Annotated in this window: 23 protein-coding genes and 1 other annotated feature; of the genes, 21 read left to right on the top strand and 2 right to left on the bottom strand. The window is 37.7% G+C overall.

All coding sequences use genetic code 11. The annotated features are described in order from the left end of the window. Window positions 1-12: 12 nt before the first annotated feature. The 3 genes from lonB (at window position 13) to yihA (ending at window position 4,792) form a co-directional block, all read left to right on the top strand. Window positions 13-1,683 (top strand): ATP-dependent protease LonB, encoded by a 1,671-nt coding sequence (gene lonB, locus JFU23_RS10290; protein ID WP_002015346.1) that lies wholly within the window; start codon window positions 13-15, stop codon window positions 1,681-1,683. 185 nt (window positions 1,684-1,868) lie between these two features. Next, on the top strand, window positions 1,869-4,199 hold the full coding sequence (gene lon, locus JFU23_RS10285; RefSeq protein ID WP_201031835.1) for an endopeptidase La: 2,331 nt from the start codon (window positions 1,869-1,871) through the stop codon (window positions 4,197-4,199). Then, complete coding sequence (yihA, locus tag JFU23_RS10280; protein WP_002088829.1) at window positions 4,196-4,792, top strand: ribosome biogenesis GTP-binding protein YihA/YsxC; 597 nt, start codon at window positions 4,196-4,198, stop codon at window positions 4,790-4,792. The genes lon and yihA overlap by 4 nt, the downstream gene beginning before the upstream one ends. Before the next feature lie 34 nt (window positions 4,793-4,826). Here the strand turns inward: yihA and JFU23_RS10275 are convergent, their stop codons facing one another. After that, on the bottom strand, window positions 4,827-5,243 hold the full coding sequence (locus JFU23_RS10275; RefSeq protein WP_002015349.1) for an organic hydroperoxide resistance protein: 417 nt from the start codon (window positions 5,241-5,243) through the stop codon (window positions 4,827-4,829). 2 nt (window positions 5,244-5,245) lie between these two features. Then, on the bottom strand, window positions 5,246-5,698 hold the full coding sequence (locus tag JFU23_RS10270) for a MarR family winged helix-turn-helix transcriptional regulator (RefSeq protein WP_002015350.1): 453 nt from the start codon (window positions 5,696-5,698) through the stop codon (window positions 5,246-5,248). A gap of 418 nt (window positions 5,699-6,116) precedes the next feature. Between JFU23_RS10270 and hemA the strand changes: the two genes are divergently transcribed. From hemA to minD, 18 genes are all read left to right on the top strand, one after another. Next, on the top strand, window positions 6,117-7,466 hold the full coding sequence (gene hemA, locus JFU23_RS10265; protein ID WP_201031834.1) for a glutamyl-tRNA reductase: 1,350 nt from the start codon (window positions 6,117-6,119) through the stop codon (window positions 7,464-7,466). Between the two features lie 17 nt (window positions 7,467-7,483). Continuing rightward, window positions 7,484-8,317, top strand: a complete 834-nt coding sequence (locus JFU23_RS10260; protein ID WP_002015354.1) for a cytochrome c biogenesis protein — start codon at window positions 7,484-7,486, stop codon at window positions 8,315-8,317. A 15-nt stretch (window positions 8,318-8,332) separates the two neighbouring features. After that, on the top strand, window positions 8,333-9,262 hold the full coding sequence (gene hemC, locus JFU23_RS10255) for a hydroxymethylbilane synthase (RefSeq protein ID WP_002034194.1): 930 nt from the start codon (window positions 8,333-8,335) through the stop codon (window positions 9,260-9,262). Between the two features lie 2 nt (window positions 9,263-9,264). Then, a complete protein-coding gene (hemD, locus tag JFU23_RS10250; protein WP_201031833.1) occupies window positions 9,265-10,017 on the top strand; it encodes a uroporphyrinogen-III synthase in 753 nt (250 codons plus the stop codon). A 20-nt stretch (window positions 10,018-10,037) separates the two neighbouring features. Then, window positions 10,038-11,027 (top strand): porphobilinogen synthase, encoded by a 990-nt coding sequence (gene hemB, locus JFU23_RS10245; RefSeq protein ID WP_002015358.1) that lies wholly within the window; start codon window positions 10,038-10,040, stop codon window positions 11,025-11,027. Further along, a complete protein-coding gene (gene hemL, locus JFU23_RS10240) occupies window positions 11,027-12,316 on the top strand; it encodes a glutamate-1-semialdehyde 2,1-aminomutase (RefSeq protein ID WP_201031832.1) in 1,290 nt (429 codons plus the stop codon). The genes hemB and hemL overlap by 1 nt, the downstream gene beginning before the upstream one ends. A 79-nt stretch (window positions 12,317-12,395) precedes the next feature. After that, window positions 12,396-13,403 (top strand): stage VI sporulation protein D, encoded by a 1,008-nt coding sequence (spoVID, locus tag JFU23_RS10235; RefSeq protein ID WP_170969887.1) that lies wholly within the window; start codon window positions 12,396-12,398, stop codon window positions 13,401-13,403. 72 nt (window positions 13,404-13,475) lie between these two features. Continuing rightward, window positions 13,476-14,501, top strand: a complete 1,026-nt coding sequence (gene ysxE / locus JFU23_RS10230; RefSeq protein ID WP_012261764.1) for a spore coat protein YsxE — start codon at window positions 13,476-13,478, stop codon at window positions 14,499-14,501. 134 nt (window positions 14,502-14,635) lie between these two features. Further along, window positions 14,636-14,867: a binding site (T-box leader), on the top strand. 38 nt (window positions 14,868-14,905) lie between these two features. Beyond that, on the top strand, window positions 14,906-17,551 hold the full coding sequence (locus JFU23_RS10225; protein WP_002129263.1) for a valine--tRNA ligase: 2,646 nt from the start codon (window positions 14,906-14,908) through the stop codon (window positions 17,549-17,551). Between the two features lie 94 nt (window positions 17,552-17,645). Further along, complete coding sequence (locus tag JFU23_RS10220; RefSeq protein WP_201031831.1) at window positions 17,646-18,947, top strand: bifunctional folylpolyglutamate synthase/dihydrofolate synthase; 1,302 nt, start codon at window positions 17,646-17,648, stop codon at window positions 18,945-18,947. Window positions 18,948-19,111: 164 nt separating this feature from the next. Continuing rightward, window positions 19,112-20,074 (top strand): stage II sporulation protein B, encoded by a 963-nt coding sequence (locus tag JFU23_RS10215; protein WP_201031830.1) that lies wholly within the window; start codon window positions 19,112-19,114, stop codon window positions 20,072-20,074. A 219-nt stretch (window positions 20,075-20,293) separates the two neighbouring features. Then, entirely contained in the window at window positions 20,294-20,869 is a 576-nt protein-coding gene (locus JFU23_RS10210; protein WP_012261761.1) for a Maf family protein, read from the top strand. Between the two features lie 50 nt (window positions 20,870-20,919). Beyond that, entirely contained in the window at window positions 20,920-21,597 is a 678-nt protein-coding gene (radC, locus tag JFU23_RS10205; protein WP_061674638.1) for a DNA repair protein RadC, read from the top strand. A 158-nt stretch (window positions 21,598-21,755) separates the two neighbouring features. Then, the gene (gene mreB, locus JFU23_RS10200; protein WP_002015369.1) at window positions 21,756-22,775 is read left to right on the top strand and encodes a cell shape-determining protein MreB; all 1,020 of its coding nucleotides are present in this window, start codon (window positions 21,756-21,758) and stop codon (window positions 22,773-22,775) included. A 41-nt stretch (window positions 22,776-22,816) separates the two neighbouring features. After that, window positions 22,817-23,668 (top strand): rod shape-determining protein MreC, encoded by an 852-nt coding sequence (gene mreC / locus JFU23_RS10195; protein ID WP_002129256.1) that lies wholly within the window; start codon window positions 22,817-22,819, stop codon window positions 23,666-23,668. A gap of 14 nt (window positions 23,669-23,682) precedes the next feature. Next, window positions 23,683-24,228, top strand: coding sequence for a rod shape-determining protein MreD (mreD, locus tag JFU23_RS10190; protein WP_002015371.1), 546 nt, complete (start codon window positions 23,683-23,685; stop codon window positions 24,226-24,228). Between the two features lie 35 nt (window positions 24,229-24,263). Beyond that, entirely contained in the window at window positions 24,264-24,950 is a 687-nt protein-coding gene (gene minC, locus JFU23_RS10185) for a septum site-determining protein MinC (RefSeq protein ID WP_002015372.1), read from the top strand. A 2-nt stretch (window positions 24,951-24,952) separates the two neighbouring features. Further along, window positions 24,953-25,750 carry a septum site-determining protein MinD gene (gene minD / locus JFU23_RS10180; protein ID WP_000503308.1) on the top strand — a complete coding sequence of 266 codons (798 nt, stop codon included), beginning with the start codon at window positions 24,953-24,955 and terminating at the stop codon, window positions 25,748-25,750. Window positions 25,751-25,775: the final 25 nt, after the last annotated feature.

Here is a 25,775-nt window from a genome sequence, read left to right as displayed (position 1 = left end):
AGGAAATGAATTATGAGCTGGACAAATATATTTTTACTTGTTCAACTTGTTTTTGGCGTAATTGTCGGATTGTATTTTTGGCATTTACTTCGAAATCAGCGAACACAAAAAGTTTCAATTGATCGAGAATCGAAAAAAGAATTAGAGCAGCTTCGTAAAATGCGTGAGGTTTCTTTAACAGAGCCGCTTGCGGAAAAGGTACGTCCTACATCCTTTATAGACATTGTAGGGCAAGAAGACGGGATTAAGTCGTTAAAAGCGGCTCTTTGTGGTCCTAATCCGCAACATGTGATCATATACGGTCCGCCAGGTGTCGGAAAGACAGCGGCAGCACGCCTTGTATTAGAAGAAGCGAAACGAAATCCGAAATCTCCATTTCGTACAAATGCAACATTTATCGAACTTGATGCGACGACAGCTAGGTTTGATGAGCGTGGTATTGCGGATCCATTAATTGGTTCAGTGCATGATCCTATTTATCAAGGAGCAGGTGCGATGGGACAAGCGGGTATCCCGCAACCGAAAAAAGGGGCTGTAACAGATGCGCATGGTGGTATTTTGTTCATTGATGAGATTGGTGAATTACATCCAATTCAAATGAATAAAATGCTAAAAGTGTTAGAAGATCGGAAAGTGTTTTTGGAAAGTGCGTATTATAGTGAAGAAAATTCGATGATTCCAACGTATATACATGATATTTTTCAAAAAGGTTTACCTGCAGATTTTCGCTTAGTTGGTGCAACGACACGTTCACCAGAGGAAATTCCTCCTGCAATTAGGTCGCGGTGTTTAGAAGTGTTCTTCCGTGAGTTAGATACAGAAGAAATTCAAAAGGTAGCGAAAAATGCAGCTGACAAAGTGGAGATGCAAGTAGGTGAGAACGGTATCGAAATGATTGGAATGTATGCAAGAAATGGGCGAGAAGCAATTAATCTCGTGCAAATTTCTGCTGGTATGGCGATAAATGAAGAACGACCTTTCATTAAAGATGAAGATATTGAGTGGGTTGTTCATTCTAGTCAGCTTACACCAAAGTACGAAAAACGTATTTATCCAATTCCGAGAATCGGTCTTGTGAACGGGCTTGCTGTATACGGGCCGAATACAGGTGCGTTATTAGAAATTGAGGTAACAGCTATTCCTGCGAAAGATAAAGGATCAGTAAATGTCACTGGAATTGTAGAAGAGGAAAGTATTGGGAATCAAACGAAATCAATCCGCCGTAAAAGTATGGCGAAAGGTTCTGTTGATAATGTGTTAACAGTACTTCGTTCTCTAGATGTCTTGCCAGAAGGGTATGATATACATATTAATTTTCCTGGTGGTATCCCGATTGATGGTCCTTCAGCAGGTATTGCTATGGCAACAGGTGTCTATTCAGCAGTGCATCGTACGTATGTGAATAATGAAGTAGCGATGACAGGTGAGATAAGTATCCACGGAGAAGTGAAGCCTATTGGTGGTGTGTACGCAAAAATAAAAGCTGCGAAAAAAGCGGGAGCTAAGAAAGTCATCATTCCGGCTGAAAACATGCAACCATTTTTGTATACAATAAAGGGAATTGAGATTATTCCTGTTCGCAAATTAAAAGAAGTATTTGAATTAACATTTATGCAGGAAAATGTGCATCGTGAGCTTGATGCACATAATGATTTGGGTGAAACAGATGCACAATCAATGTGAGAATATACAATAATAAAAATTTGCCAGACTTCGTTTAAGTTTGTATGCTTAAGCGGAGTCTTTTTTCTTTTCGTGAGGCACAAAAAAACAGGGGATTTACAATTGCGAAGAATCTCTGCAATTGCATCTAGATGTATTGTAATATAGAATAGTTGAACAGGAGTTTAATTTATTATGGAGGTGCTATGTCTAGTATGAATACGAATGAAAGAATTGTGCCCCTCCTACCATTAAGAGGCATTCTCGTATATCCAACGATGGTTCTGCATCTTGATGTAGGACGTGATAAATCGATACAAGCACTAGAGCAGGCGGCAATGGATGAAAATATCATCTTTTTAGCAATGCAAAAAGAAATGAATATCGACGATCCGAAAGAAGATGACATATATAGTGTAGGTACAGTGGCGAAAGTGAAGCAAATGTTAAAATTGCCGAACGGTACGCTTCGTGTCCTTGTAGAAGGTTTACATAGAGCAGAAGTAGTAGAGTTTATCGAAGAAGAAAATGTGGTACAAGTTTCTATTAGAACAGTAACTGAAGAAGTAGAAGATGATTTGGAAGAGAAGGCTCTTATGCGTACGTTACTGGAGCATTTCGAACAATATATTAAAGTTTCGAAAAAAGTTTCAAATGAAACATTTGCAACGGTAGCTGATGTAGAAGAACCCGGAAGACTAGCTGATTTAATTGCTTCTCACTTACCGATTAAAACGAAGCAGAAACAAGAGATTTTAGAGATTGTATCTGTGAAAGAGCGACTACATACACTTATTTCAATTATTCAAGATGAACAAGAGTTACTTAGCCTAGAAAAGAAAATTGGACAAAAAGTGAAACGTTCAATGGAGCGCACGCAAAAAGAATATTTCTTACGTGAGCAAATGAAGGCGATTCAAACTGAACTTGGTGATAAAGAAGGCAAGGGCGGGGAAGTTGAAGAACTTCGTGAGAAAATTGAACAGTCGGGAATGCCTGAAGAAACAATGAAGGCTGCACTGAAAGAATTAGATCGTTATGAAAAATTACCTGTAAGTTCTGCTGAGAGTGGTGTCATTCATAATTATATTGATTGGTTATTAACTCTCCCATGGACAACAGCAACAGAGGATATGATTGACCTCACTCATTCGGAAGAAATTTTAAATAAAGATCATTACGGTCTTGAAAAAGTGAAAGAGCGAGTACTTGAATATTTAGCTGTACAGAAGTTAACGAATTCATTAAAAGGGCCAATTCTTTGTCTAGTAGGACCTCCTGGGGTTGGGAAAACTTCGTTAGCACGTTCTATTGCAACATCGTTAAACCGTAATTTTGTACGTGTTTCTCTTGGTGGTGTGCGTGATGAATCTGAAATTCGTGGTCACCGTCGTACATATGTAGGAGCGATGCCAGGACGTATTATTCAAGGTATGAAAAAGGCGAAAACAGTTAATCCAGTCTTCTTATTAGATGAGATTGATAAAATGTCTAACGATTTCAGGGGAGACCCATCAGCGGCGTTACTTGAAGTGTTAGATCCAGAACAAAACCATAACTTCAGTGATCATTACATTGAAGAGCCATATGATTTATCGAAAGTTATGTTCGTTGCAACTGCTAATACACTTGCAAGTGTTCCGGGCCCATTGCTTGACCGTATGGAAATTATTTCAATTGCTGGTTATACAGAACTTGAAAAGGTGCACATTGCTCGTGAGCATTTATTGCCGAAACAATTAAAAGAGCACGGTTTGCGAAAAGGTAATTTGCAAGTACGTGATGAAGCGCTTCTTGAAATTATTCGTTATTATACACGCGAGGCTGGTGTTCGTACGTTAGAGCGTCAAATTGCAAAAGTTTGCCGTAAAGCAGCAAAAATTATCGTTACAGCAGAACGCAAGCGCATTGTTGTAACAGAGAAAAATATTGTTGATTTACTTGGTAAGCATATATTCCGTTATGGTCAAGCTGAAAAAACAGACCAAGTTGGTATGGCAACAGGTTTAGCTTATACAGCAGCGGGCGGCGATACACTTGCAATTGAAGTGTCTGTAGCGCCAGGAAAAGGGAAATTAATTTTAACAGGGAAACTTGGGGATGTTATGAAAGAATCCGCACAAGCCGCGTTTAGCTATATTCGTTCTCGTGCAGAAGAACTTCATATTGATCCGGATTTCCATGAGAAAAACGATATTCATATTCATGTTCCAGAAGGAGCAGTTCCAAAAGATGGACCATCAGCAGGTATTACGATGGCAACGGCACTTATTTCTGCACTAACAGGTATTCCTGTAAGTAAAGAAGTTGGTATGACAGGTGAAATTACACTTCGTGGTCGTGTATTACCGATTGGTGGTTTGAAAGAAAAAACATTAAGTGCTCACCGCGCGGGATTAACAAAAATTATTTTACCGGCGGAAAATGAGAAAGATTTAGATGATATTCCAGAGAGCGTAAAAGAAAACCTTACGTTTGTGCTTGCATCTCATTTAGACGAAGTATTGGAGCACGCATTAGTAGGAGTGAAACAATGAAAGTAACAAAAGCAGATATTGTAATTAGTGCCGTTAAACCGGAACAATATCCAGACAGTGATTTACCAGAAATTGCCTTAGCAGGTCGTTCTAATGTCGGGAAGTCTTCCTTTATTAATAAAATTTTAAATCGTAAAAAGTTAGTACGTATTTCTTCTAAACCAGGAAAAACGCAAACGCTGAACTTTTTCTTAATCAATGAAATGATGCATTTTGTTGACGTTCCAGGTTATGGATATGCGAAAGTATCTAAAACAGAGCGCGCGGCATGGGGCAGAATGATTGAAACTTACTTTACAACACGTACGCAATTAGACGCAGCTGTATTAGTAGTTGATTTACGTCACCAACCAACAAAAGATGACATTATGATGTATGATTTCTTAAAGCATTATGAAATCCCAACAATTATTATTGCAACGAAAGCCGATAAAATTCCGAAAGGGAAATGGCAAAAGCATTTAAAAGTTGTAAAAGAAACGCTTGCTGTTGAAATTGGCGATGAAATCGTTCTATTCTCTTCTGAAACAGGACTTGGAAAAGAAGAAGCATGGAAAGCAATTCATAAAATGACAAAAACAAAAAACGCGTGACGAATGTCGCGCGTTTTTTTTATTTACTAAACTTTTAGCGTACGTTTAATGTAACTTCAATATTTCCTCTTGTTGCTTTAGAGTAAGGACATACACCGTGAGCGGCTTCTACAAGTTCTTGTGCTTCGGCATGAGAAACACCAGCAACATGTACGTCAAGTACAGCAGATAGTCCGAAACCACCATCTGTATCTTTACCGATAGAAACGTGTGCAGTCACTTCTGTACTTTCCACCTTCATACGTTTTGTACGAATTACAAGTTGTAATGCACTATCAAAGCAAGCTGCATAACCAGCTGCAAATAATTGTTCTGGATTTGTTGCTTCTCCGCCTGCGCCACCTAGTGCTTTTGGCATTTTTACATCAAGATTTAATATGCCATCATCTGAAACTACCTTACCGTTTCTTCCACCTGTTGCTGTTACTGAAGCAGTATATAATTTATCCATGTTTATTCCCCTTTTCTGTCATTAATTTTTTTCATTGTTTCAATTAATGTGTTTAATTGGATTAATAAAGAATGATATTCTTGCTCTGTAATTCCTAAATTTGTAGCCATCGTTGTTGGTAATGAACAAGCTATTTCTTTTAAATCTTTACCTTGTTCTGTTAATTCAATACAAACTTTTCGCTCGTCTTCTTTTGAACGAACACGTTGTACAAGTTTTAATGATTCCATACGTTTTAACATAGGTGTTAAAGTACCAGAATCTAAAAATAGACGTTCTCCAATTTCTTTTACTGTTAGTCCGTCTTGTTCCCAGAGTACGAGTAAAGTAATGTACTGGGGATACGTAATGCCCATTTCTTCTAAATAGGGGCGGTAAAAACGGGTAACCTCTCTAGAACAAGCGTAAATAGAAAAACAAAGTTGGTTATCTAGATGCAAAGGATTTTCTTTCATAGGCAACTCCTTGTAATTTTTAAATTGTGCACAATTTAATTTTGTAAAACCAATATAACGAAAAAGAAATACAATGTCAAATGCATTGCATCGAGAAAGTGAGTACTATATTTTGGAACAATCATACATATTTTCCTTCATGATGAAAGAAGATAGAAAAGATGATGTTATAATTAATATGGAATAGTTTCCATCACTTGATTATGAGGACTTTTTTTGGTAACGTACAAATAGAGTTATTATTTTATAATTATTATAAAGTAGAAAGTTCTTTATTAATCTTACTGAAGCTCCTTTATTACATATGGAGAATAAATAAAAAATAATCAGTTGTTCACACGATTGTCAGATTCATAAGAGGAAAGTTGTATTATGATAGTAGATAAAGTGATAAAACGGGTGAAGGGGGACATGCTGCGTGCATATTCTTGTTGTTAGTGTAAATTATCGAACAGCCCCTGTAGAATTTCGTGAGAAACTCACATTTCAGGCAGCAGAGCTAGAGCAAGCAATGACTATATTACAAAACCAAAAGAGCGTGCTAGAAAATGTCATTGTATCAACTTGTAATCGCACTGAGATTTACGCTGTTGTCGATCAATTACACACGGGACGGTATTACATTAAGAAGTTTTTAGCTGATTGGTTTCAGCTTGAAATAGAAGAAGTCGCACCATACTTGTCTATTTTTGAACAAGATGGCGCAATAGATCATTTATTCCGCGTAACGTGCGGTTTAGATTCTATGGTTGTTGGAGAGACGCAAATTTTAGGTCAAATAAAAGATAGCTTTTTAGAAGCACAACAAGTAAAAGCGACAGGTACAATTTTTAATGAGTTGTTTAAGCAAGTGGTTACGTTAGCAAAACGTGCGCACTCAGAAACAACGATTGGTGAAAGTGCGATGTCTGTTAGTTATGCTGCTGTTGAGCTCGGAAAGAAAATATTTGGCGATTTAACAGATTGTCATGTACTTATTCTTGGTGCGGGTAAGATGGGTGAACTTGCACTGCAAAACTTATACGGAAGTGGAGCTCGTAAAGTAACGGTTATGAATAGGACGCTTACGAAAGCGGAAGTGATGGCTGAGAAATATATGGGACATGCAAAGCCTTTAAGTGAATTGCAATGTGCATTATTAGAAGCGGATATTTTAATTAGTTCAACGGGTGCATCAGAATATGTCATTACGAAAGAAATGATGACAAAAGTAGAGAGAATGCGCTCTGGTCGTCCGTTATTTATGGTTGATATTGCAGTACCACGTGATATTGATCCGGCGATTGATGAATTAGAAGGCTCTTTCTTATATGATATCGACGATCTGCAAGGTGTAGTTGAAGCAAACCGTGCTGAACGTTTAAAAGAAGCAGAGAAAATTCAATTTATGATTGAAGAGGAAATGGTTTTATTTAAAACTTGGTTAAGTACGCTTGGTGTTGTACCGTTAATATCAGCTCTTCGTGATAAAGCGCTAGCAATTCAAAGTGATACGATGGAAAGTCTTGAGCGAAAAATACCAAACCTTAGTGATCGTGAGAAAAAAGTAATTAGTAAACATACGAAAAGTATTATTAACCAATTGTTAAAGGACCCAATTTTAGTAGCTAAAGAATTAGCTGTTGAAGAGGGAGCCGGCGAAAAATTAGCTTTATTTGCGAAGATTTTTGATTTAGAAGTGGAAGAAGCGGAAGAAGCGGAAGAAGCGGGAAATACGGAAGAAGTAGAACATAAAAGAGCGTGGACACCATCCGTTCCATCTTTATAACTTGGAAGGATGATCGGATGAGTTTTTTAAATAACAGTATTATTTATCATATTGCAATTATTTTATATGCTTGTAGCATTAGTTTATATTTTATAGATTATTTCCAAAGTAACCGAAAGGCGAACCGCTTTGCTTTTTGGTTACTTTCGATTGTATGGGTTCTGCAGTCTATCTTTATGTTGCTTAGGGCTACAGATTCAGAAACGAATCCTATTTTAACTTTATTATCAGGGATTTATTTTTATGTTTGGTTATTGATTACGATGTCATTAGTCATTAATCGATTTATGCGTATTGACTTTTTAGTCTTTTTTACAAATGTTGTAGCATTTGGCGTAAGCGCTTTTTCTATTTTTACACCGCTTGGGAAGATGTCGCCAGTACTTGCAGAGCAATTAGTTTCAGAACTTGTATACGTGCATGTCGGTATGGCGATTATTTCTTATGCAACGTTTACTGTATCGTTTATTTTTTCTATTATGTATTTATTGCAATACCGACTATTAAAAAAGAAAAAGTGGAATGCGAGATTAAGAAGATTAGGAAATTTGCCGAAGCTTGAATCTATGTCTTACGGATTAAATTTATTTTCTGTTCCGTTTTTCTTATTAGCAATTATATTAGGATGCATATGGGGATATACAAAATTGGATAATTTCCATTGGTATGATACGAAAGTAATTGGGTCTTTTGTCGTTCTATTTGTATATTGCGTGGGCTTATATTTACGAGCGGCAGATGTGTTGCAAGGTAAGAAAATTGTGCAGTGGAATATCGGGGCATTTCTCGTAATGCTAGTTAACATTTTTCTATTAAGCAGTTTATCTAATTTCCACTTTTGGTATTTATAATGAGGAGAGAGAATTATGCGCAAAATTATTGTAGGTTCACGAAAGAGTAAACTAGCATTAACACAAACTAATTGGTTTATTGATCAATTAAAAGCGCTTGGTTTACCATATGAATTTGAAGTGAAAGAAATCGTCACAAAAGGTGATGTTATTTTAGATGTTACTCTTTCAAAAGTAGGCGGAAAAGGTTTATTTGTAAAGGAAATTGAACATGCGTTACTTACGAAAGAAATTGATATGGCTGTACATAGCATGAAAGATATGCCAGCTGTACTTCCAGATGGATTAACGATTGGTTGTACGCCAAAGCGCGTTGACCCTCGTGATGCTTTTATTTCTAAAAACGGAGAATCGTTTAAAGACTTAGCAGAAGGCGCGATCTTAGGAACGAGTAGTTTGAGACGTAGTGCACAACTACTAGCTGCGAGACCAGATTTACAAGTGAAATGGATTCGCGGAAATATCGATACACGCTTACGTAAGTTAAAAGATGAAGATTACGATGCAATTATTTTAGCGACAGCTGGATTACAGAGAATGGGCTGGGACGGAGAAGTTATTACAGAACATTTAGATGAAACGTTATGTGTACCAGCCGTAGGACAAGGTGCATTAGCGATTGAATGTCGTGAGGATGATACGGATTTACTTCAGTTGTTAGCGCATATTAATGATGCAGTAACAGAAAGAACAGTGGCTGCTGAACGAGTATTTCTTCATAAACTTGAAGGTGGATGCCAAGTTCCAATCGCTGGATATGCAACTCTTAAAGAAAATGATGCAATCGAATTAACAGCGCTTGTCGGTTCTATGGACGGTTCTGTTTTATTGAAAGAGATAGTAGTAGGTAATGATCCGAAGCAAGTTGGATTAGAGGCTGCGGACCGTTTAATTAAACAAGGAGCAAAAGAGCTCATCCTTGCTGCAAATAAGGAGCAACAATAAATATGAACGCTCTCGCTGGCAAAACAGTATTGATTACACGTGCCCAGCACCAAGCGAAACAAATGAGTGTAGCAGTGAAAGAAAGGAGCGGAATTCCATTGGAAATTCCGCTTTTGCGTATGGAAGGTACGTCTCATAGGCAAATTCAACATATAGCAGGGCAGCTACATTCGTATGACTGGGTTATTTTCACGAGTAAAAATGGTGTAGCTTTTTTTCTAGATAGTTTGAGAAAGAAGCTCCCTGGACCGATTAAAATTGCTGCGGTAGGCGTGAAAACAAAATTAGAGTTAGAAAAAAGGGGCTATCAAGTTCATTTTGTTCCGACCTCGTTTGTTGCAGAAACATTTGCCAAAGAGTTTCTAAGAGAATTAAGTGGAAACGAGCGTATTTTATTTCCGAAAGGGAATTTAGCAAGAGATGTAATCCCGGTTAAACTTAGGGAGTTTGGTATTTTTCTAGATGAGTTAATTGTATATGGTACGAAGGTGAATGTAGAGAAAAAACAAGAACTTATAACAGCATTGAAATTAGGGGAAGTAAATATTATTACATTTACGAGCCCTTCAACTGTTGATAGTTTTGTTCGTTTACTTGAGGGTACAAACTGGAGAGAATGGACGAAAAAATGTACAATTGCTTGTATAGGGCCTATTACGGAAAAAGAGGCGAACCTCTATTTTCCACATGTTATTGTGCCAAAAGAGTACACTGTAGAAGCATTACTGCAATGCATTTGTGAATCTATAAAATAAAAGAATGGGGATAGAAATCTATGAATTCTTTACAATTTAATCGTCATCGTCGTTTAAGACAAAGCGGGGGCATGCGTGCGCTTGTACGTGAAACATTTTTACATACAGAAGATTTTATTTACCCTATTTTTGTATTAGAAGGAGAAAATACTCGTAATGAAGTTCCTTCTATGCCAGGCGTATATCAAATGTCTTTAGATTTATTGCAAGCTGAAATGCAAGAGGTCGTTGATTTAGGTATTCGTTCTGTTATTGTATTTGGTTTACCTGCTGAAAAGGACGAAGTTGGATCATCGGCATATTGTGAGCATGGAATTGTACAGCGTGCAATTAAGCAAATTAAAGATGAGTTCCCAGAGCTAGTAGTAGTTGCAGATACATGTTTATGTCAATTCACAAGCCATGGTCATTGCGGTGTTATTGAAGATGGCGTTATTTTAAATGATGAGTCTCTTGCAGCTCTTGCAAAAACAGCTGTAAGTCAAGCGAAAGCAGGGGCAGACATTATTGCACCATCTAACATGATGGACGGATTTGTAACAGCAATTCGCCATGCATTAGATGAAAATGGTTTCGCGCACGTACCAGTTATGTCGTACGCTGTGAAATATTCATCAGCATTTTACGGACCGTTCCGTGATGCAGCACACGGTGCACCGCAGTTTGGTGACCGTAAAACATATCAAATGGACCCAGCGAACCGTATGGAAGCATTCCGTGAAGCAGAATCAGATGTAATGGAAGGGGCCGACTTCTTAATTGTAAAGCCAGCTCTTTCTTATCTAGATATCGTTCGTGATGTGAAAAATAACTTTAACTTACCAGTCGTTGCTTATAACGTAAGTGGTGAATATTCGATGATTAAAGCAGCAGCACAAAATGGTTGGATTAATGAAAAAGAAGTTGTACTTGAGAAATTAATTAGCATGAAACGCGCAGGAGCAGACTTGATTATTACGTATCATGCAAAAGATGCAGCAAGATGGTTACAAGAAGGAGGCGCTAAATAATGAAAAAATTTGATAAGTCGATTGCGGCGTTTGAAGAGGCTCAAAATTTAATGCCTGGAGGCGTAAACAGCCCTGTTCGTGCTTTTAAGTCTGTTGGTATGAATCCGCTGTTTATGGAGCGCGGAAAAGGCTCTAAAGTATATGATATCGATGGGAATGAATACATCGATTACGTATTATCGTGGGGACCTTTAATTCATGGTCATGCGAATGATCGTGTTGTTGAGGCTTTAAAAGCTGTTGCTGAAAAAGGAACAAGCTTTGGTGCACCAACAGAAATTGAAAATAAATTAGCGCAGCTTGTTATCGAGCGTGTACCATCAATTGAGGTTGTGCGTATGGTTAACTCTGGAACAGAGGCGACAATGAGTGCACTACGTTTAGCTCGTGGTTACACTGGACGTAACAAAATTTTGAAATTCATTGGTTGTTATCACGGTCATGGTGATTCTTTATTGATTAAAGCAGGTTCGGGTGTAGCAACGCTAGGTTTACCAGATAGCCCTGGTGTACCAGAAGGTGTAGCGAAAAATACGATTACAGTAGCGTATAACGATTTAGAAAGTGTAAAATATGCTTTCGAACAATTCGGTGATGACATCGCTTGTATAATTGTAGAACCAGTGGCAGGGAATATGGGCGTTGTTCCCCCGCAACCAGGGTTTTTAGAAGGACTTCGTGAAGTGACAGAGCAAAACGGTGCACTACTTATTTTTGATGAAGTAATGACAGGATTCCGTGTTGCTTATAATTGTGGACAAGGTTACTACGGTGTAACTCCTGACTTAACTTGTTTAGGTAAAGTAATCGGTGGTGGCTTGCCGGTAGGAGCATACGGTGGGAAGGCAGAGATTATGCGTCAAGTTGCACCAAGCGGACCGATTTACCAAGCTGGAACATTATCGGGTAATCCACTTGCAATGACAGCAGGTTATGAAACGTTAGTGCAGTTAACGCCAGAATCATATGTGGAATTTGAGCGTAAAGCAGAAATGTTAGAGGCTGGACTACGTAAGGCAGCTGAAAAGCATAATATCCCGCATCACATTAATCGTGCAGGTTCTATGATTGGTATTTTCTTTACAGATGAGCAAGTTACTAATTATGATGCAGCAAAATCTTCAAACTTAGAATTCTTTGCAGCTTACTATCGTGAAATGGTAGAACAAGGTGTATTTTTACCACCTTCTCAATTTGAAGGTTTATTCTTATCGACAGCACATAGTGATGCAGATATTGAGGCGACAATTGCGGCGGCCGAAATTGCAATGTCAAAATTAAAAGCATAATTTCTTAGAGAAAATCGCTTTCCATTAGGGGAGCGATTTTTTTTATTCATAAAGTAGCCTTAGGGAACATAAATCTGTAATGACATATAGTTTGGGAGGGGGAAAAGAAGTGGCAACAGATCATTCATTACGATTTTCATTAAAAGAATCTGTTTGGTTCCAGAAGGGACAGGAAGTCGAAGAACTTTTGTCAATTTCGTTAGATCCAGACGTTGAGATAGAGGAGCTCGATCATGAAGTTATCGTGAGGGGGCAATTAGATTTAACGGGAGAGTACGTTGCAAGGCAAGATGATTCAGCTTATTCGTTAAGAGAGCTATCACCAGCAAAGGCAATTGATTATGTAGAAACAAGGGCAGACGGGGTTAATGAGCTTGTCCATTCCTTTCCGCTCGAAATATCAATTCCAAGAAATCGAGTGAAAGTAATTGAAGAATTATATGTATCAATCGAGGAATTTGATTATGAATTAAAGGAAAATGGTTGCTTACAACTATTAGCGGATATATCTATTACAGGTTTATGTGACGAAGAAAGAACCGAGGATGAAGAGGAAGAGACGGTGTATGCCGAGTTGGAAGCTGATTCAGCTGAAGAAGATGAAAGTAGACCTGCACCGCACGAAGAGGTACCAGCCTATAAAGAATCAGATGGATGGGAAGATTATGCATTTGAGCCGTTTCAGTTAGAAGAAAGAAAAGAGCAAGAAATAGAAGAAGAGGAATTAGAAGAACATGAACTTGTGGAGCGTGAAGAGGAGCAAGAAAAGACGCCACAATTTGAATTGTTCGGGCGGAAAAATTTCAAGAAAGAAAAAGCGAAAAAGCAGGAAGAGCCAGAGGAAGAAGCATATTCACAGCGAGATGAAAATGCACTTTATTTAACGAAATTATTTACGAAAGAACCAGAAGAAGAATTTACGAAGGTAAGAATGTACTTCGTACAAGAAGGAGATACAATTGAATCGGTTGCAGAACGTTATGAAACGACTGTACAAAGCTTATATCGTGTAAATCAATCAGAAGATATATATTTAACTACAGGGCAAATTATATATATTCCTGTTTCAAAAGCAACAGTGAAATAAGTGAGTGAGTTTTTTCACTCACCTCTTTTCTTTTCCTAGAAGCTATGTTTTGAATAAGAAAGGGTTATTCGTATGGATATTGAATTACGAAATCGCTATGAACCCATTGTGAGGCAATATAGATTGGACACTCAGCATATGGAAGAGCACGGAAGTGTAATGAAAATTTATACGAATCAAGGTCCGTATGCGTTAAAGAAAATACAAGATAGAAAATTAGAGCGGAATAATTTTTTACACCATATTCAATATTTGAAGGAGAAAGGTTTTTCGAATTATGTACCTATCTATCACACGACGGACGGGAATTATGTTTTAAGTGATGGGGCATATAGCTATTATTTAATGCCTTGGTTAGAACGTGCGGAAGGAAATGGCGAAGATAATGATCAATACCATAAGATGTTTCAAACGCTCGGGACGTTGCATCAAAAAACGGTGAAAGAGGAGACTTATACAGAAGAAGATTTAGAAAAACATTATACAAATATATCCGGCCGTTGGGAAAATGATGGTGAGATATTAGAAGAGTTTCTTGTAGAATCAGAAGCGAAATGGTATATGTCTCCATTTGAATTACAATATTGTACGTATTATCACCACGTTATGAGAGCACGTGAGTTCGCAACGAAACAATTAAGTGAATGGCATGATGCAATGAAAGAAAAGGAAAAAACACGTACTACTTTCGTTCATGGAAATGTATCGCTTAATCACTTTTTATTTGATTATGAACGAAACGGTTATTTTATTAGTTTAGAAAAGTCTCAGTTTGCTACACCGGTACAGGATATCGTCAGCTTTTATTCAAGGTCCTTGAACACATATCCAATTGCGCGGAGCGACCGCTTTGAATGGTATCAAATGTATCAAAAAAATTTTCCATTTACGAAAGAGGAGCAGCTTCTTATGTTTGCGTATATGACGTACCCGTCGCATTTTATTCGGCAAATTCAGTCGTATACGAAAAGAAGAAAGAGTCGTAATGAAGAAAATGAGCTTCGCGGGGTAAAAATTCTGCAGCAATCGCATTGGCTTATTAGTAATACAGAATATTTCCTTTCGCAATTACAAGCTGCCCAGCAAGGGAACGGATAAAGAAGATAAGTAGGGAGAACCCTGCTTATCTTTTTTTATTAGTTTCATAAAGAGATAAAAGCCGTAGTTTCAAATTTATCTTGACGAATAAGGTTTCGTTTTTTACACTATTGTATATAATAATTAACAATCACATAAATGCATTGAAGGGGAAGAGTATAACATGAAACGTCTTCAGAGAGGGGAACCATTGGCTGGGAGGTTCTCTAGATAGTTATGTTAGAAGGTAGCCCTGGAGCATCTTTTCTGAACGGAATGATTCTTATTAGGAAAAGACGGATTTGTCCGTTATCAAATTAAGAGTATAAGCAAATTCTGAATTTGTTTGTAAATAAAGGTGGTACCGCGATGTCCCTCGTCCTTTTTTGGATGAGGGGCATTTTTTATTTTAAGGAGGGAAAATAATGTCAAATACGGAAAATAATTTACCAACTAAATATGATCATATGTCCGTTGAAGAAGGCCTTTACAAGTGGTGGCTTGAAGGCAAATATTTCGAAGCAACAGGAGATGAGAAGAAACAACCATATACAATTGTAATTCCACCTCCGAACGTAACTGGTAAGTTACACTTAGGTCACGCTTGGGATACGACGCTTCAAGATATTTTAACTCGTACAAAGCGTATGCAAGGTTACGATGTATTATGGCTTCCAGGAATGGACCATGCTGGTATCGCAACGCAAGCGAAAGTAGAAGGAAAACTTCGTGAAGAAGGTATTTCACGTTACGATCTTGGTCGTGAGAAATTCCTTGAAAAAGCTTGGGAATGGAAAGAAGAATACGCTTCTCACATTCGTCAACAATGGGGGAAAGTGGGTTTAGGACTAGACTATTCTCGTGAACGCTTCACATTAGACGAAGGTTTATCTAACGCTGTTAATAAAGTATTCGTTCAATTATATGAAAAAGACTTAATTTACCGCGGTGAGTATATCATCAACTGGGATCCAGCAACACGCACAGCTCTTTCTGATATTGAAGTAATTCATAAAGAAGTTCAAGGTGCATTCTACCATATGAACTATCCGTTAACAGACGGTTCTGGTCACATTCGCCTTGCAACTACTCGTCCAGAAACAATGCTTGGTGATACAGCGGTAGCAGTTCATCCAGAAGATGATCGCTACAAACATTTAATCGGAAAAACAGTTACACTTCCAATCGTAGGCCGAGAGATTCCGATTATTGCTGATGAATACGTAGAAAAAGACTTCGGAACAGGCGTTGTGAAAATTACACCAGCTCATGACCCGAATGACTTTGAAGTAGGTAACCGTCATGACTTACCACGTATTTTAGTAATGAACGAAGATGGAACGATGAACGAAAAAGCTGGTAAGTATAACGGTATGGATCGTTTCGAATGCCGTAAAGAGTTAGTGAAAGACTTACAAGAAGCTGGCGTATTAGTAGAAATCGAGCCTCATATGCACTCAGTAGGTCATAGTGAGCGTAGCGGTGCAGTTGTTGAGCCTTATTTATCAACACAATGGTTCGTAAAAATGGCTCCACTTGCAGAAAAAGCGGTAGAACTTCAACAAAAAGAAGAAGAAAAAGTAACGTTCGTACCAGAGCGTTTTGAAAACACATACTTACGCTGGATGGAAAACATTCATGACTGGTGTATTTCTCGTCAATTATGGTGGGGACACCGCATTCCAGCTTGGTATCATAAAGAAACTGGTGAAGTATACGTAGGTACAGAAGCGCCAGCAGATCTTGAAAACTGGAATCAAGATAATGACGTGCTTGATACATGGTTCAGTTCAGCATTATGGCCATTCTCAACACTTGGCTGGCCGAATGAAGATGCAGCAGACTTTAAAAAGTTCTATTCAACAGATGCTTTAGTAACTGGTTATGATATCATCTTCTTCTGGGTATCTCGTATGATTTTCCAAGGTTTAGAGTTTACAGGAGAGCGTCCATTTAAAGATGTATTAATTCACGGTTTAGTTCGTGATGAGCAAGGACGTAAAATGAGTAAATCTCTTGGTAACGGTATTGATCCGATGGATGTTATCGAGAAGTACGGTGCAGATGCGATGCGTTACTTCTTATCAACAGGAAGTGCACCAGGTCAAGATTTACGTTTCAGCATGGAAAAAGTAGAATCTACTTGGAACTTCATTAATAAAATTTGGAACGCATCACGTTTCGTATTAATGAACATGGATGACATGAAGTATGAAGAAATCGATTTAACTGGTGAAAAATCAGTTGCAGATAAGTGGATTTTAACTCGCTTAAACGAAACAATCGAAAGTGTAACACGTAACATGGATAAATATGAGTTCGGTGAAGCTGGTCGTTCATTATACAACTTCATTTGGGATGATTTCTGTGACTGGTACATTGAGATGGCGAAACTTCCACTATACGGTGAAGATGAAGCAGCTAAGAAAACAACTCGTTCGATTTTAGCTTACGTATTAGACCAAACGATGCGTCTATTACATCCATTCATGCCATTTGTAACAGAGAAAATTTGGCAACATTTACCGCATGAAGGTGAGTCTATTACAGTAGCAGCATGGCCAACAGTTCGCGAAGATTTACAAGATAAAGAAGCGGCAGCAGAAATGCACCTTCTAGTTGATATCATTCGCTCTGTTCGTAACATCCGTGCGGAAGTAAATACGCCAATGAGCAAAAAAGTTCAAATGCAAATTAAAGCAAAAGACGAGGTAGTACTAGCTCAGCTTACGAAAAACAGCTCTTACATTGAGCGTTTCTGTAACCCAAGTGAACTAACAATTAAGATTGATTTACAAGCGCCAGAAAAAGCGATGACTGCAATCGTATCAGGTGCAGAGTTATTCTTACCGTTAGCTGATCTTATCAATCTTGATGAAGAGAAAGCGCGTCTTGAAAAAGAACTTGAGAAGTTCGATAAAGAAGTAGAACGTGTACAGAAGAAACTTTCAAACCAAGGATTCGTAGCGAAAGCTCCTGCAGAAGTTATTGACGGAGAGCGTGCGAAAGAGCAAGATTACCTAGAAAAACGCGAAGCGGTTCGTCAACGTCTAGCGGATCTTGAGAAATAAAAATGTTTTTCAGAGACTCACTATATTGGTGAGTCTCTTTTCTTTGCGTATAATAGAATTAAGAAGTTTGTCTTTTGAAAGGGGAATAGCAAACGTGATACATACATACGAAGAAGCGATAAACTGGATTTATAGCCGATTGAAATTTGGGATAAAACCAGGACTAGAAAGAATGCAATGGATGTTAGAAGAACTCGGAAATCCAGAGCGTCATATAAAATGTGTTCATCTAGCCGGCACAAATGGAAAAGGTTCAACCTTAACATACATGCGCTACATGTTAGAAGGTGCGAAATATAAAGTAGGATCGTTTACATCGCCTTACATAGAAACATTCAATGAACGTATTAGTGTAAACGGAATACCGATTGCAGATGAAGAGATTGCGGAACTTGTAAATATGGTAAAGCCAGTCGTTGAAAAATTAGATGAGACGGACTTAGGAGAAGCGACTGAGTTTGAAATCATTACAGTAATGGCAATTTATTATTTCGGTAAAGTTAATTTCTGTGATGTTGTTTTATTTGAAACGGGGCTTGGGGGAAGATTTGATTCTACAAATGTTATTCATCCGGTTCTCACGATTATTACGAATATCGGTCACGATCATATGCATATTTTAGGCGATACACTAGGAGAAATTGCATATGAAAAGGCAGGGATTATTAAGTCTGGTGTTCCAGTTATTACTGGTGTGAAAAATGAAGAAGCATTGCAAGTAATTCAAAAGGTTGCTAAGGAAAATCATGCAAGCTTATATGAACTTGGAAAACAGTTTACAACATTACATAAACATTCTAATAAAGATGGGGAACACTTTGATTTTGATTGTCCATTTGCCTCGTTTGAAAATGTTCGGATTTCAATGAAAGGCATTCACCAAGTAGGCAATGCAGCACTAGCGCTTATGGCAGTAATGTATTTAAAAACATATTTATCATTTTTAATTAATGAAGAGGAGATGAAAGCTGGCTTACAAGAAGCATACTGGATTGGTCGATTTGAAAAGTTACAAAGTAATCCAGATATTATAATAGATGGTGCTCATAATCCAGAAGGTATTGAAAGTCTTGTAAAAACAGTAGAGGCACATTATAAAAAGAAGAATGTAATAGTTTTATTTACTGCTCTTGGTGACAAACAGTTACATAACATGGTAGGGCAATTAGAAAAAGTTGCTGATGAAATAATATTTACGACGTTTGCCTTTGATCGTGCCATTTCTGCTGACAAGCTTGCATCGTATTCACAACAAGAGTCAAAATTAGTTTTTGAAGATTGGAAAGAGGCAATTGATACAAAGGTTGACATGATAGGAGAACATGATGTTTTTATCATAACAGGTTCTTTATATTTCATTTCCGAAGTTAGAAAATATATTCGCGAGAAAAACTAGATAGTCTTTGCTATCTAGTTTTTTGTTCTACAAATGAAGTCAAATGCATACATATAAGATAATAATATAGGGTTATTTGACGAATTCCTCTGACAAATATCTCGTTTTTTTGTGGAATGAATATGATATGATGCGGACAATGACAAGAGGTGAGGTGTGAGTGTATGGACAAGCAATCACGAACGATCTCGGTGAAAGTAAATGGAACAGAAGCGAAGTATGAGGAAAAAAAGAAGGATGAGTTTGACTGGATGATAGCAGAAAGTGAGAGACCGAAAAATGTCGTTCCGTTTCAAAAAGCGAAATCAGTATCTATGGAAAAATATCGAAAGAAGTGGAGCAATACAATAATCGCAATTGTTGCAACTGCAATAATTATCGGTACTGCATTTGGGATGGGTATGATTCATTTATTAACTGGACAAGGGACGACAGGAGAAGGTAAGGTAACGGCTTCGAAGCAGACAGGTAATGAGGAACAAAAGGTGGGTGGAACGGCAGAACAAACACCAACACCGAAAGAGGAAAAACAAAAAGCACAGGTAGGAACGTCATTAGAACCAATGAAACTATTTTTCGTTCAAGGAGGGCTTTATTCCTCTGAAGAAAAAGGACAGGCTGCTATTGAAGAGTGGAAAAGTAATGGGGGCGTGGCTACTTTGAAACCGAGTGGTGATAAGTATGCGTTAGTTGTTGCTATTACGAGCGATGAACAGGCTGTTAATCAATTAATAGATCAGTATAAGCAAGATGGTGTTTCAGTTTTGAAAAAAAATTGGGATATTACAGATAAAGCATTGCTCAAAAATGATAAAGAAGTAGGAATGTTTTTAGCGAAAGTGCAGCCATTATATACTCATTTAGCAAAATATGTGTCCAGCGTACAAACTAGTGGAAAAAGTAATCCAAAAGATATAGAAGCGATTCAAAAAGAGTGGAAAGCTATGGAAAAGGAAGGGAAGAGTATGAAGCGTGAAGATGCAAAGAAGCTTTATACGTATACGTCAATAGCGGTGCAAACGATTAAGGAAGGGAAGAGCGATAAGGAATCTGTAGCTAAATTAAATCAAGTTATTATTGATGGTATACTTTCGTATGAAAAAATGGTTTCACAAAAAGTGAAATAATAGGATAATGAAATGACGAAGAAAGAAGTACATATACTTCTTTCTTTTCTTTTGAATTTAGAACAAAGTGCTTTCTGTATGGGCAGCGTATAATCGTATTTAAAAAGAACTATTATTTTGTTTAGAGAAAATGATATTTCTAGAATTTGTGGGGAAACTATTCCTTTGATACGATTGATTTAAATTATTTTGCTTCATGTGAGAAGGGAAGGAGAAAATATGAGGAAAATTATTTTAGCTTCAGGGTCACCTAGGAGGAAGGAACTGCTGGAATTAGCAGATGTGCCATTTGAAATCGTTGTTAGTGAAGTAGAAGAGACGATTGGTGCATATTCATCACCTTCTGATATTGTTATGTCGCTTGCTTTGCAAAAAGCATCTGCTGTGGCAGAAAACCATAGTAATCAAGTTGTACTAGGTGCAGATACAATTGTTACATATGATTCGCGTATTCTTGGAAAGCCGTCTAATGAGGCTGAGGCGAAAGAAATGTTACGATTATTATCGGGGAAAACACACGAAGTATACACAGGTGTTGCAATTATATCGAAAGAAAAAACGGTAACTTTTTATGAACGTACAGAAGTAACATTTTGGGGATTAACAGAAGAGGAAATAGACGTATACGTTGCATCGAAGGAACCACTTGATAAAGCAGGGAGCTATGGAATTCAAGGTAAAGGGTCTATTTTTGTTCAACATATTCAAGGGGACTACTACAGTGTAGTTGGCTTGCCAATTGCGCGTCTTGTCCGTGAATTAAAACAGTTTGATAGCGATGTAACCCATGCGTAAAATTGCATGGGGTTTTCTTTAGGAGAAATTGTAAAAAAAGGGGTGGAGAGATGAACGGTATTCGTGATGTTGTGAGAGAAGAACAGCCACGGGAGCGTTTATTGTTAGAAGGAGCAGGAAGTTTATCGAATCGAGAACTTCTTGCAGTTTTACTCAGAACGGGTTCTAAAGAAGAAACGGTGTTAACGTTATCAGATAATATTCTCCATCATTTTGACGGCTTACGAATGTTAAAGGATGCAACGTTAGAAGAGATGATGAGCATTCATGGTGTTGGGATTGCAAAGGCGTCGCAGCTTATGGCTGCTTTTGAATTAGGTAGAAGAATGGTACGTTTAGAATATCAAAATAGATATAGTATTCGAAGTCCAGAAGATTGTGCGAGTTATATGATGGAAGAGATGCGTTTTTTGCAACAGGAGCATTTTGTTTGTTTATATTTGAATACGAAAAATCAAGTTATACATAGGCAAACTATTTTTATTGGAAGTTTAAATACGTCGATTGTGCACCCAAGGGAAGTTTTTAAAGAAGCGTTCCGTCGGGCAGCAGCCTCTATTATATGTCTTCATAACCATCCCTCAGGAGATCCGGCGCCGAGCCGTGAAGATATTGAAGTTACAAAACGATTAGTAGAATGTGGCCAGATTATCGGAATTGAAGTACTTGATCATATCATAATAGGTGACCATAAATTCGTGAGTTTAAAGGAAAAAGGTCATATTTAAGACTATTCTTTTTACTTATTTTGTTTTATAATGTGATTTATGAGTTTTTTGTAGAAAATTATCTACAAAAAGGATGCAGATATAAAAAAACGTACTGTTTTTATAAATATAAAGTAAGAAAAATGAGTCCGTGAAAATAAGAAGGGAAGATAAATGATATGTTTGGATTTGGTGGATTTACTCGCGATCTTGGAATAGACTTAGGAACAGCGAATACGCTTGTATATGTGAAAGGGAAAGGTGTAGTTTTACGTGAACCTTCAGTAGTAGCATTACAAACTGATACGAAACAAATCGTTGCGGTAGGTAGCGATGCAAAACAAATGATTGGTCGTACACCAGGAAACGTAGTGGCACTTCGTCCTATGAAAGATGGTGTAATTGCTGATTACGAAACAACAGCAATTATGATGAAATACTACATTCAACAAGCTCAAAAATCAAATGGATTCTTCTCACGTAAACCATACGTAATGGTATGTGTACCATCTGGTATTACAGCTGTAGAAAGACGTGCAGTAATCGATGCGACTCGTCAAGCTGGTGCTCGTGATGCTTATCCAATCGAAGAGCCATTTGCAGCAGCAATTGGTGCAAACTTACCTGTTTGGGAGCCGACTGGTAGTATGGTTGTTGATATCGGTGGTGGTACAACAGAAGTTGCAATTATTTCTTTAGGTGGTATTGTAACAAGTCAATCAGTTCGTGTTGCTGGTGATGATATGGACGATTCAATCATTCAGTACATTAAGAAAAGCTACAACTTAATGATCGGTGAAAGAACAGCAGAAGCATTAAAATTAGAAATCGGTTCTGCAGGCGAGCCAGAAGGTATTGAGCCTATGGAAATTCGCGGTCGTGATTTAGTAAGTGGTTTACCGAAAACAGTACTAATTCAACCAGAAGAAATTGCAGATGCATTAAAAGATACAGTAGATGCAATTGTAGAATCAGTTAAAAATACGTTAGAAAAAACTCCACCTGAATTAGCAGCGGATATTATGGACCGTGGTATCGTATTAACGGGTGGCGGGGCATTACTACGTAACTTAGATAAAGTTATTAGTGAAGAAACAAATATGCCAGTTCTTGTTGCAGAGGATCCATTAGATTGCGTAGCAATTGGAACGGGTAAAGCATTAGACAATATCGATCTTTTCAAAACTGCTGCTCGATAATATTGCAAAATAAAAATCAATGAAATTAAGAGGGTGTGAACGTGCCACAGTTTTTCTTAAACAAAAGATTAATTGTTTTGTTAGTTAGTATTATTCTTCTCGTGGCATTGATTGGAATCTCATTGAAAGAACGGAACAGTTTATCATGGCCAGAGCAGTTTATAAAAGATACTGTCGGTGTTGTAGAACGTGTATTCCAAAAGCCAGCGAATTATGTTGCCGGATTCTTCGAGAACGTAGAAGATGTAAAGCGCACGTATGAAGAGAATAAAAAGCTGAAAGCAAAATTAGATTCTACCGCAGATTTATCTGCAGTAGTGAAAAATTTAGACGATGAGAATAAAAAACTACGAGAATTAACTGGTAAAGAAAAGTCCCGTGGTGATTATACGGAAGTACAAGCTAGTGTGGTTTCTCGTAATCCCGATAAATGGTACGATTTAGTTGGAATTGATAAAGGAGCACAGCAAGGGATCAAAAAAGATATGGCTGTTGTAACTCCGAAAGGTTTAGTTGGACGCGTAAAAAGTGTATCTCAGTTTACATCTTCAGTAGAGTTGTTAAGTTCGATGAGCCGAACAAACCGTGTTTCTGCTATTGTACAAGGACAAGAAAATATCTTTGGATTAATTGAAGGTTACGATAAAGAAAAACAACTACTTCTTTTCACAAAGATTAGCTCTGATGCAGAGGTACAAAAAGATCAACTAGTTGTAACATCTGGACTTGGTGATATCTTCCCTAAAGGTCTTGCGATTGGGAAAATTGTTGATGTTCAGCCAGATCCATACGGTTTAACAAAAACGGCTTATGTAAAACCATCCGCTGATTTGAATGATGTAGAGCATATTATAGTTGCAAAACGTGATATGCCTACAGCGCCGTTAGAATAGGAGGGAGAGAAGAGATGATGACGATTTTAAAAAGAGCAGCTCTTCCTCTTTTGCTCCTTTTTGTTTTTTTATTTGAAAATATGTTCTCTACTGTTGTTCCAACAGACGTCTTTTGGAAAGGCAGTATAGCAGCACCGCATTTCTTTATAATTGTGTTATGTTTTATTACAGTGTACTATAGTCCGGTTCAAGGGATTTACTACGGACTATTATTTGGTTTCTTATTTGATACCGTATACACGGAACTTGTCGGTATATATATATTTGCTTATCCGATTTTAGCTTATTTAGTTTATAGTGTGATGAAAGTATTACAATTGAATTTATTTATTGTCGCTTCTATCGTACTGGCTGGCATTGCAGCATTAGAGTATTATGTGTATGGGTTTTTAACTTTGTTAGGACGTACTCACATGTCAGCATCTGTCTTTTTCACAGATCGTCTCCTTGCTACTTTATTGCTAAATGGAATTTTCTTATTAATAGTTTGTTTCCCACTGAGACGATATTTAGTGCGTCTTTCAAAAGCGATAGAAGAAAAAGAAAAAAGGATTTTCTAATTTTATGTCGAATTGAATCGGTGGGGTGAACTTTAGTGGAAGAAAAAAAGCAACAAAATGTAACGATAAAAGGGACAAAAGATGGAATAACACTTCATTTAGATGATTGCTGTTCATTCTCTGAGCTACTAAAAGAATTGGATGAAAAGCTTTCTACACATTACTATGAGAGTGACGGACGTTCTTTAATTGAAGTGCGTGTTAAAGTAGGAAATCGCTATTTAACAGAAGTACAACAAGAAGAGATTCGTACGTTAATTCGCAATAAGAAGAACCTTGTTGTAGAATCAATCGAAAGTGATGTTATAACAAAAGCAGAAGCAATAGCTTGGAAAGAAGAAACAGAAATTGTCCCTATTTCCAAAATTGTTCGCTCTGGACAAGTGTTACATGTAAAAGGCAATTTATTATTAATTGGAGATGTTAATCCAGGCGGAACGGTTATCGCTGGGGGGAATATTTTTGTCTTGGGATCATTAAGAGGAATTGCACATGCGGGGTATGATGGAGATTCAGAAGCTGTTATTGCTGCATCTATTATGAACCCTATGCAACTCCGAATTAGTGATGTGACAATGCGGGCTCCGGAAGAGAAAGAAGACGGAGCAGAGGCGGCAGAATGTGCGTACATTAATGAGAACAATCACATTGTTGTCGATCGCCTGCAACTTCTCACTCATCTTAGACCTAATTTAACAAAGTTAGAAAGGGGAATTGTATAGCTGTGGGAGAGGCAATAGTAATTACATCTGGAAAAGGCGGAGTAGGTAAAACTACAACGTCTGCGAACATTGGTACAGCCCTTGCGTTATCTGGAAAAAAAGTGTGTTTAATTGATACAGATATCGGTTTACGCAATTTAGACGTAGTAATGGGGCTAGAAAATCGTATTGTATTTGATCTTGTTGATGTCGTTGAAGGGCGTTGTCGTTTACCTCAGGCTCTTATTAAAGATAAGCGTTTTGATGATCTTTATTTATTACCTGCAGCACAAACGAGCGATAAGTCGGCGGTAACACCTGAACAAATGGATGAATTAATACAAGTATTACGTCAAGATTATGATTACATATTAATTGATTGTCCTGCGGGGATTGAGCAGGGGTTTAAAAATGCAGTAGCAGGTGCGGATAAAGCAATCGTTGTAACAACACCAGAAGTATCCTCAATGCGTGATGCGGATCGTATTATCGGGCTTTTAGAGAAAGAGGATATTGAACCACCGAAACTTGTCATTAACCGTGTGCGTAGTCATATGCTTCATGAACAGGATATGTTAGACGTTGATGAAATCGTACGTACACTGTCAATCGAGCTTCTTGGAGTTGTCGAGGATGATGATGAAGTTATTCGTGCTACGAATACAGGTGAACCTGTAGCGCTGCAACCTAGCGGGAAAGCAGCAATAGCTTATCGTAATATTGCAAGACGCTTGTTAGGTGAGAATGTACCATTACAAGCATTTGAACAAGAAAAAGTATCGGTATTTACAAAGATGAAAAATTTCTTTGGAATCCGTTAAAAGCACTTCGCATAAATGCGGAGTG

The sequence above is a fragment of the Bacillus sp. TH50 genome, from assembly GCF_016650565.1.
Lineage (GTDB): Bacteria > Bacillota > Bacilli > Bacillales > Bacillaceae_G > Bacillus_A > Bacillus_A mycoides.
The sequence above is the reverse complement of the archived record's forward strand: the minus strand, read 5'-3'. Positions and strand labels throughout refer to the sequence as shown.

Bases quoted from the DNA above. Each gene is read 5' to 3' on its own strand.
- lonB (WP_002015346.1), top strand. From the start codon at position 13: ATGAGCTGGACAAATATATTTTTACTTGTTCAACTTGTTTTTGGCGTA.
- lon (WP_201031835.1), top strand. From the start codon at position 1,869: ATGTCTAGTATGAATACGAATGAAAGAATTGTGCCCCTCCTACCATTA.
- yihA (WP_002088829.1), top strand. From the start codon at position 4,196: ATGAAAGTAACAAAAGCAGATATTGTAATTAGTGCCGTTAAACCGGAA.
- JFU23_RS10275 (WP_002015349.1), bottom strand. From the start codon at position 5,243: ATGGATAAATTATATACTGCTTCAGTAACAGCAACAGGTGGAAGAAAC.
- JFU23_RS10270 (WP_002015350.1), bottom strand. From the start codon at position 5,698: ATGAAAGAAAATCCTTTGCATCTAGATAACCAACTTTGTTTTTCTATT.
- JFU23_RS10260 (WP_002015354.1), top strand. From the start codon at position 7,484: ATGAGTTTTTTAAATAACAGTATTATTTATCATATTGCAATTATTTTA.
- hemC (WP_002034194.1), top strand. From the start codon at position 8,333: ATGCGCAAAATTATTGTAGGTTCACGAAAGAGTAAACTAGCATTAACA.
- hemD (WP_201031833.1), top strand. From the start codon at position 9,265: ATGAACGCTCTCGCTGGCAAAACAGTATTGATTACACGTGCCCAGCAC.
- hemB (WP_002015358.1), top strand. From the start codon at position 10,038: ATGAATTCTTTACAATTTAATCGTCATCGTCGTTTAAGACAAAGCGGG.
- hemL (WP_201031832.1), top strand. From the start codon at position 11,027: ATGAAAAAATTTGATAAGTCGATTGCGGCGTTTGAAGAGGCTCAAAAT.
- spoVID (WP_170969887.1), top strand. From the start codon at position 12,396: ATGACATATAGTTTGGGAGGGGGAAAAGAAGTGGCAACAGATCATTCA.
- ysxE (WP_012261764.1), top strand. From the start codon at position 13,476: ATGGATATTGAATTACGAAATCGCTATGAACCCATTGTGAGGCAATAT.
- JFU23_RS10225 (WP_002129263.1), top strand. From the start codon at position 14,906: ATGTCAAATACGGAAAATAATTTACCAACTAAATATGATCATATGTCC.
- JFU23_RS10215 (WP_201031830.1), top strand. From the start codon at position 19,112: ATGGACAAGCAATCACGAACGATCTCGGTGAAAGTAAATGGAACAGAA.
- JFU23_RS10210 (WP_012261761.1), top strand. From the start codon at position 20,294: ATGAGGAAAATTATTTTAGCTTCAGGGTCACCTAGGAGGAAGGAACTG.
- radC (WP_061674638.1), top strand. From the start codon at position 20,920: ATGAACGGTATTCGTGATGTTGTGAGAGAAGAACAGCCACGGGAGCGT.
- mreB (WP_002015369.1), top strand. From the start codon at position 21,756: ATGTTTGGATTTGGTGGATTTACTCGCGATCTTGGAATAGACTTAGGA.
- mreD (WP_002015371.1), top strand. From the start codon at position 23,683: ATGATGACGATTTTAAAAAGAGCAGCTCTTCCTCTTTTGCTCCTTTTT.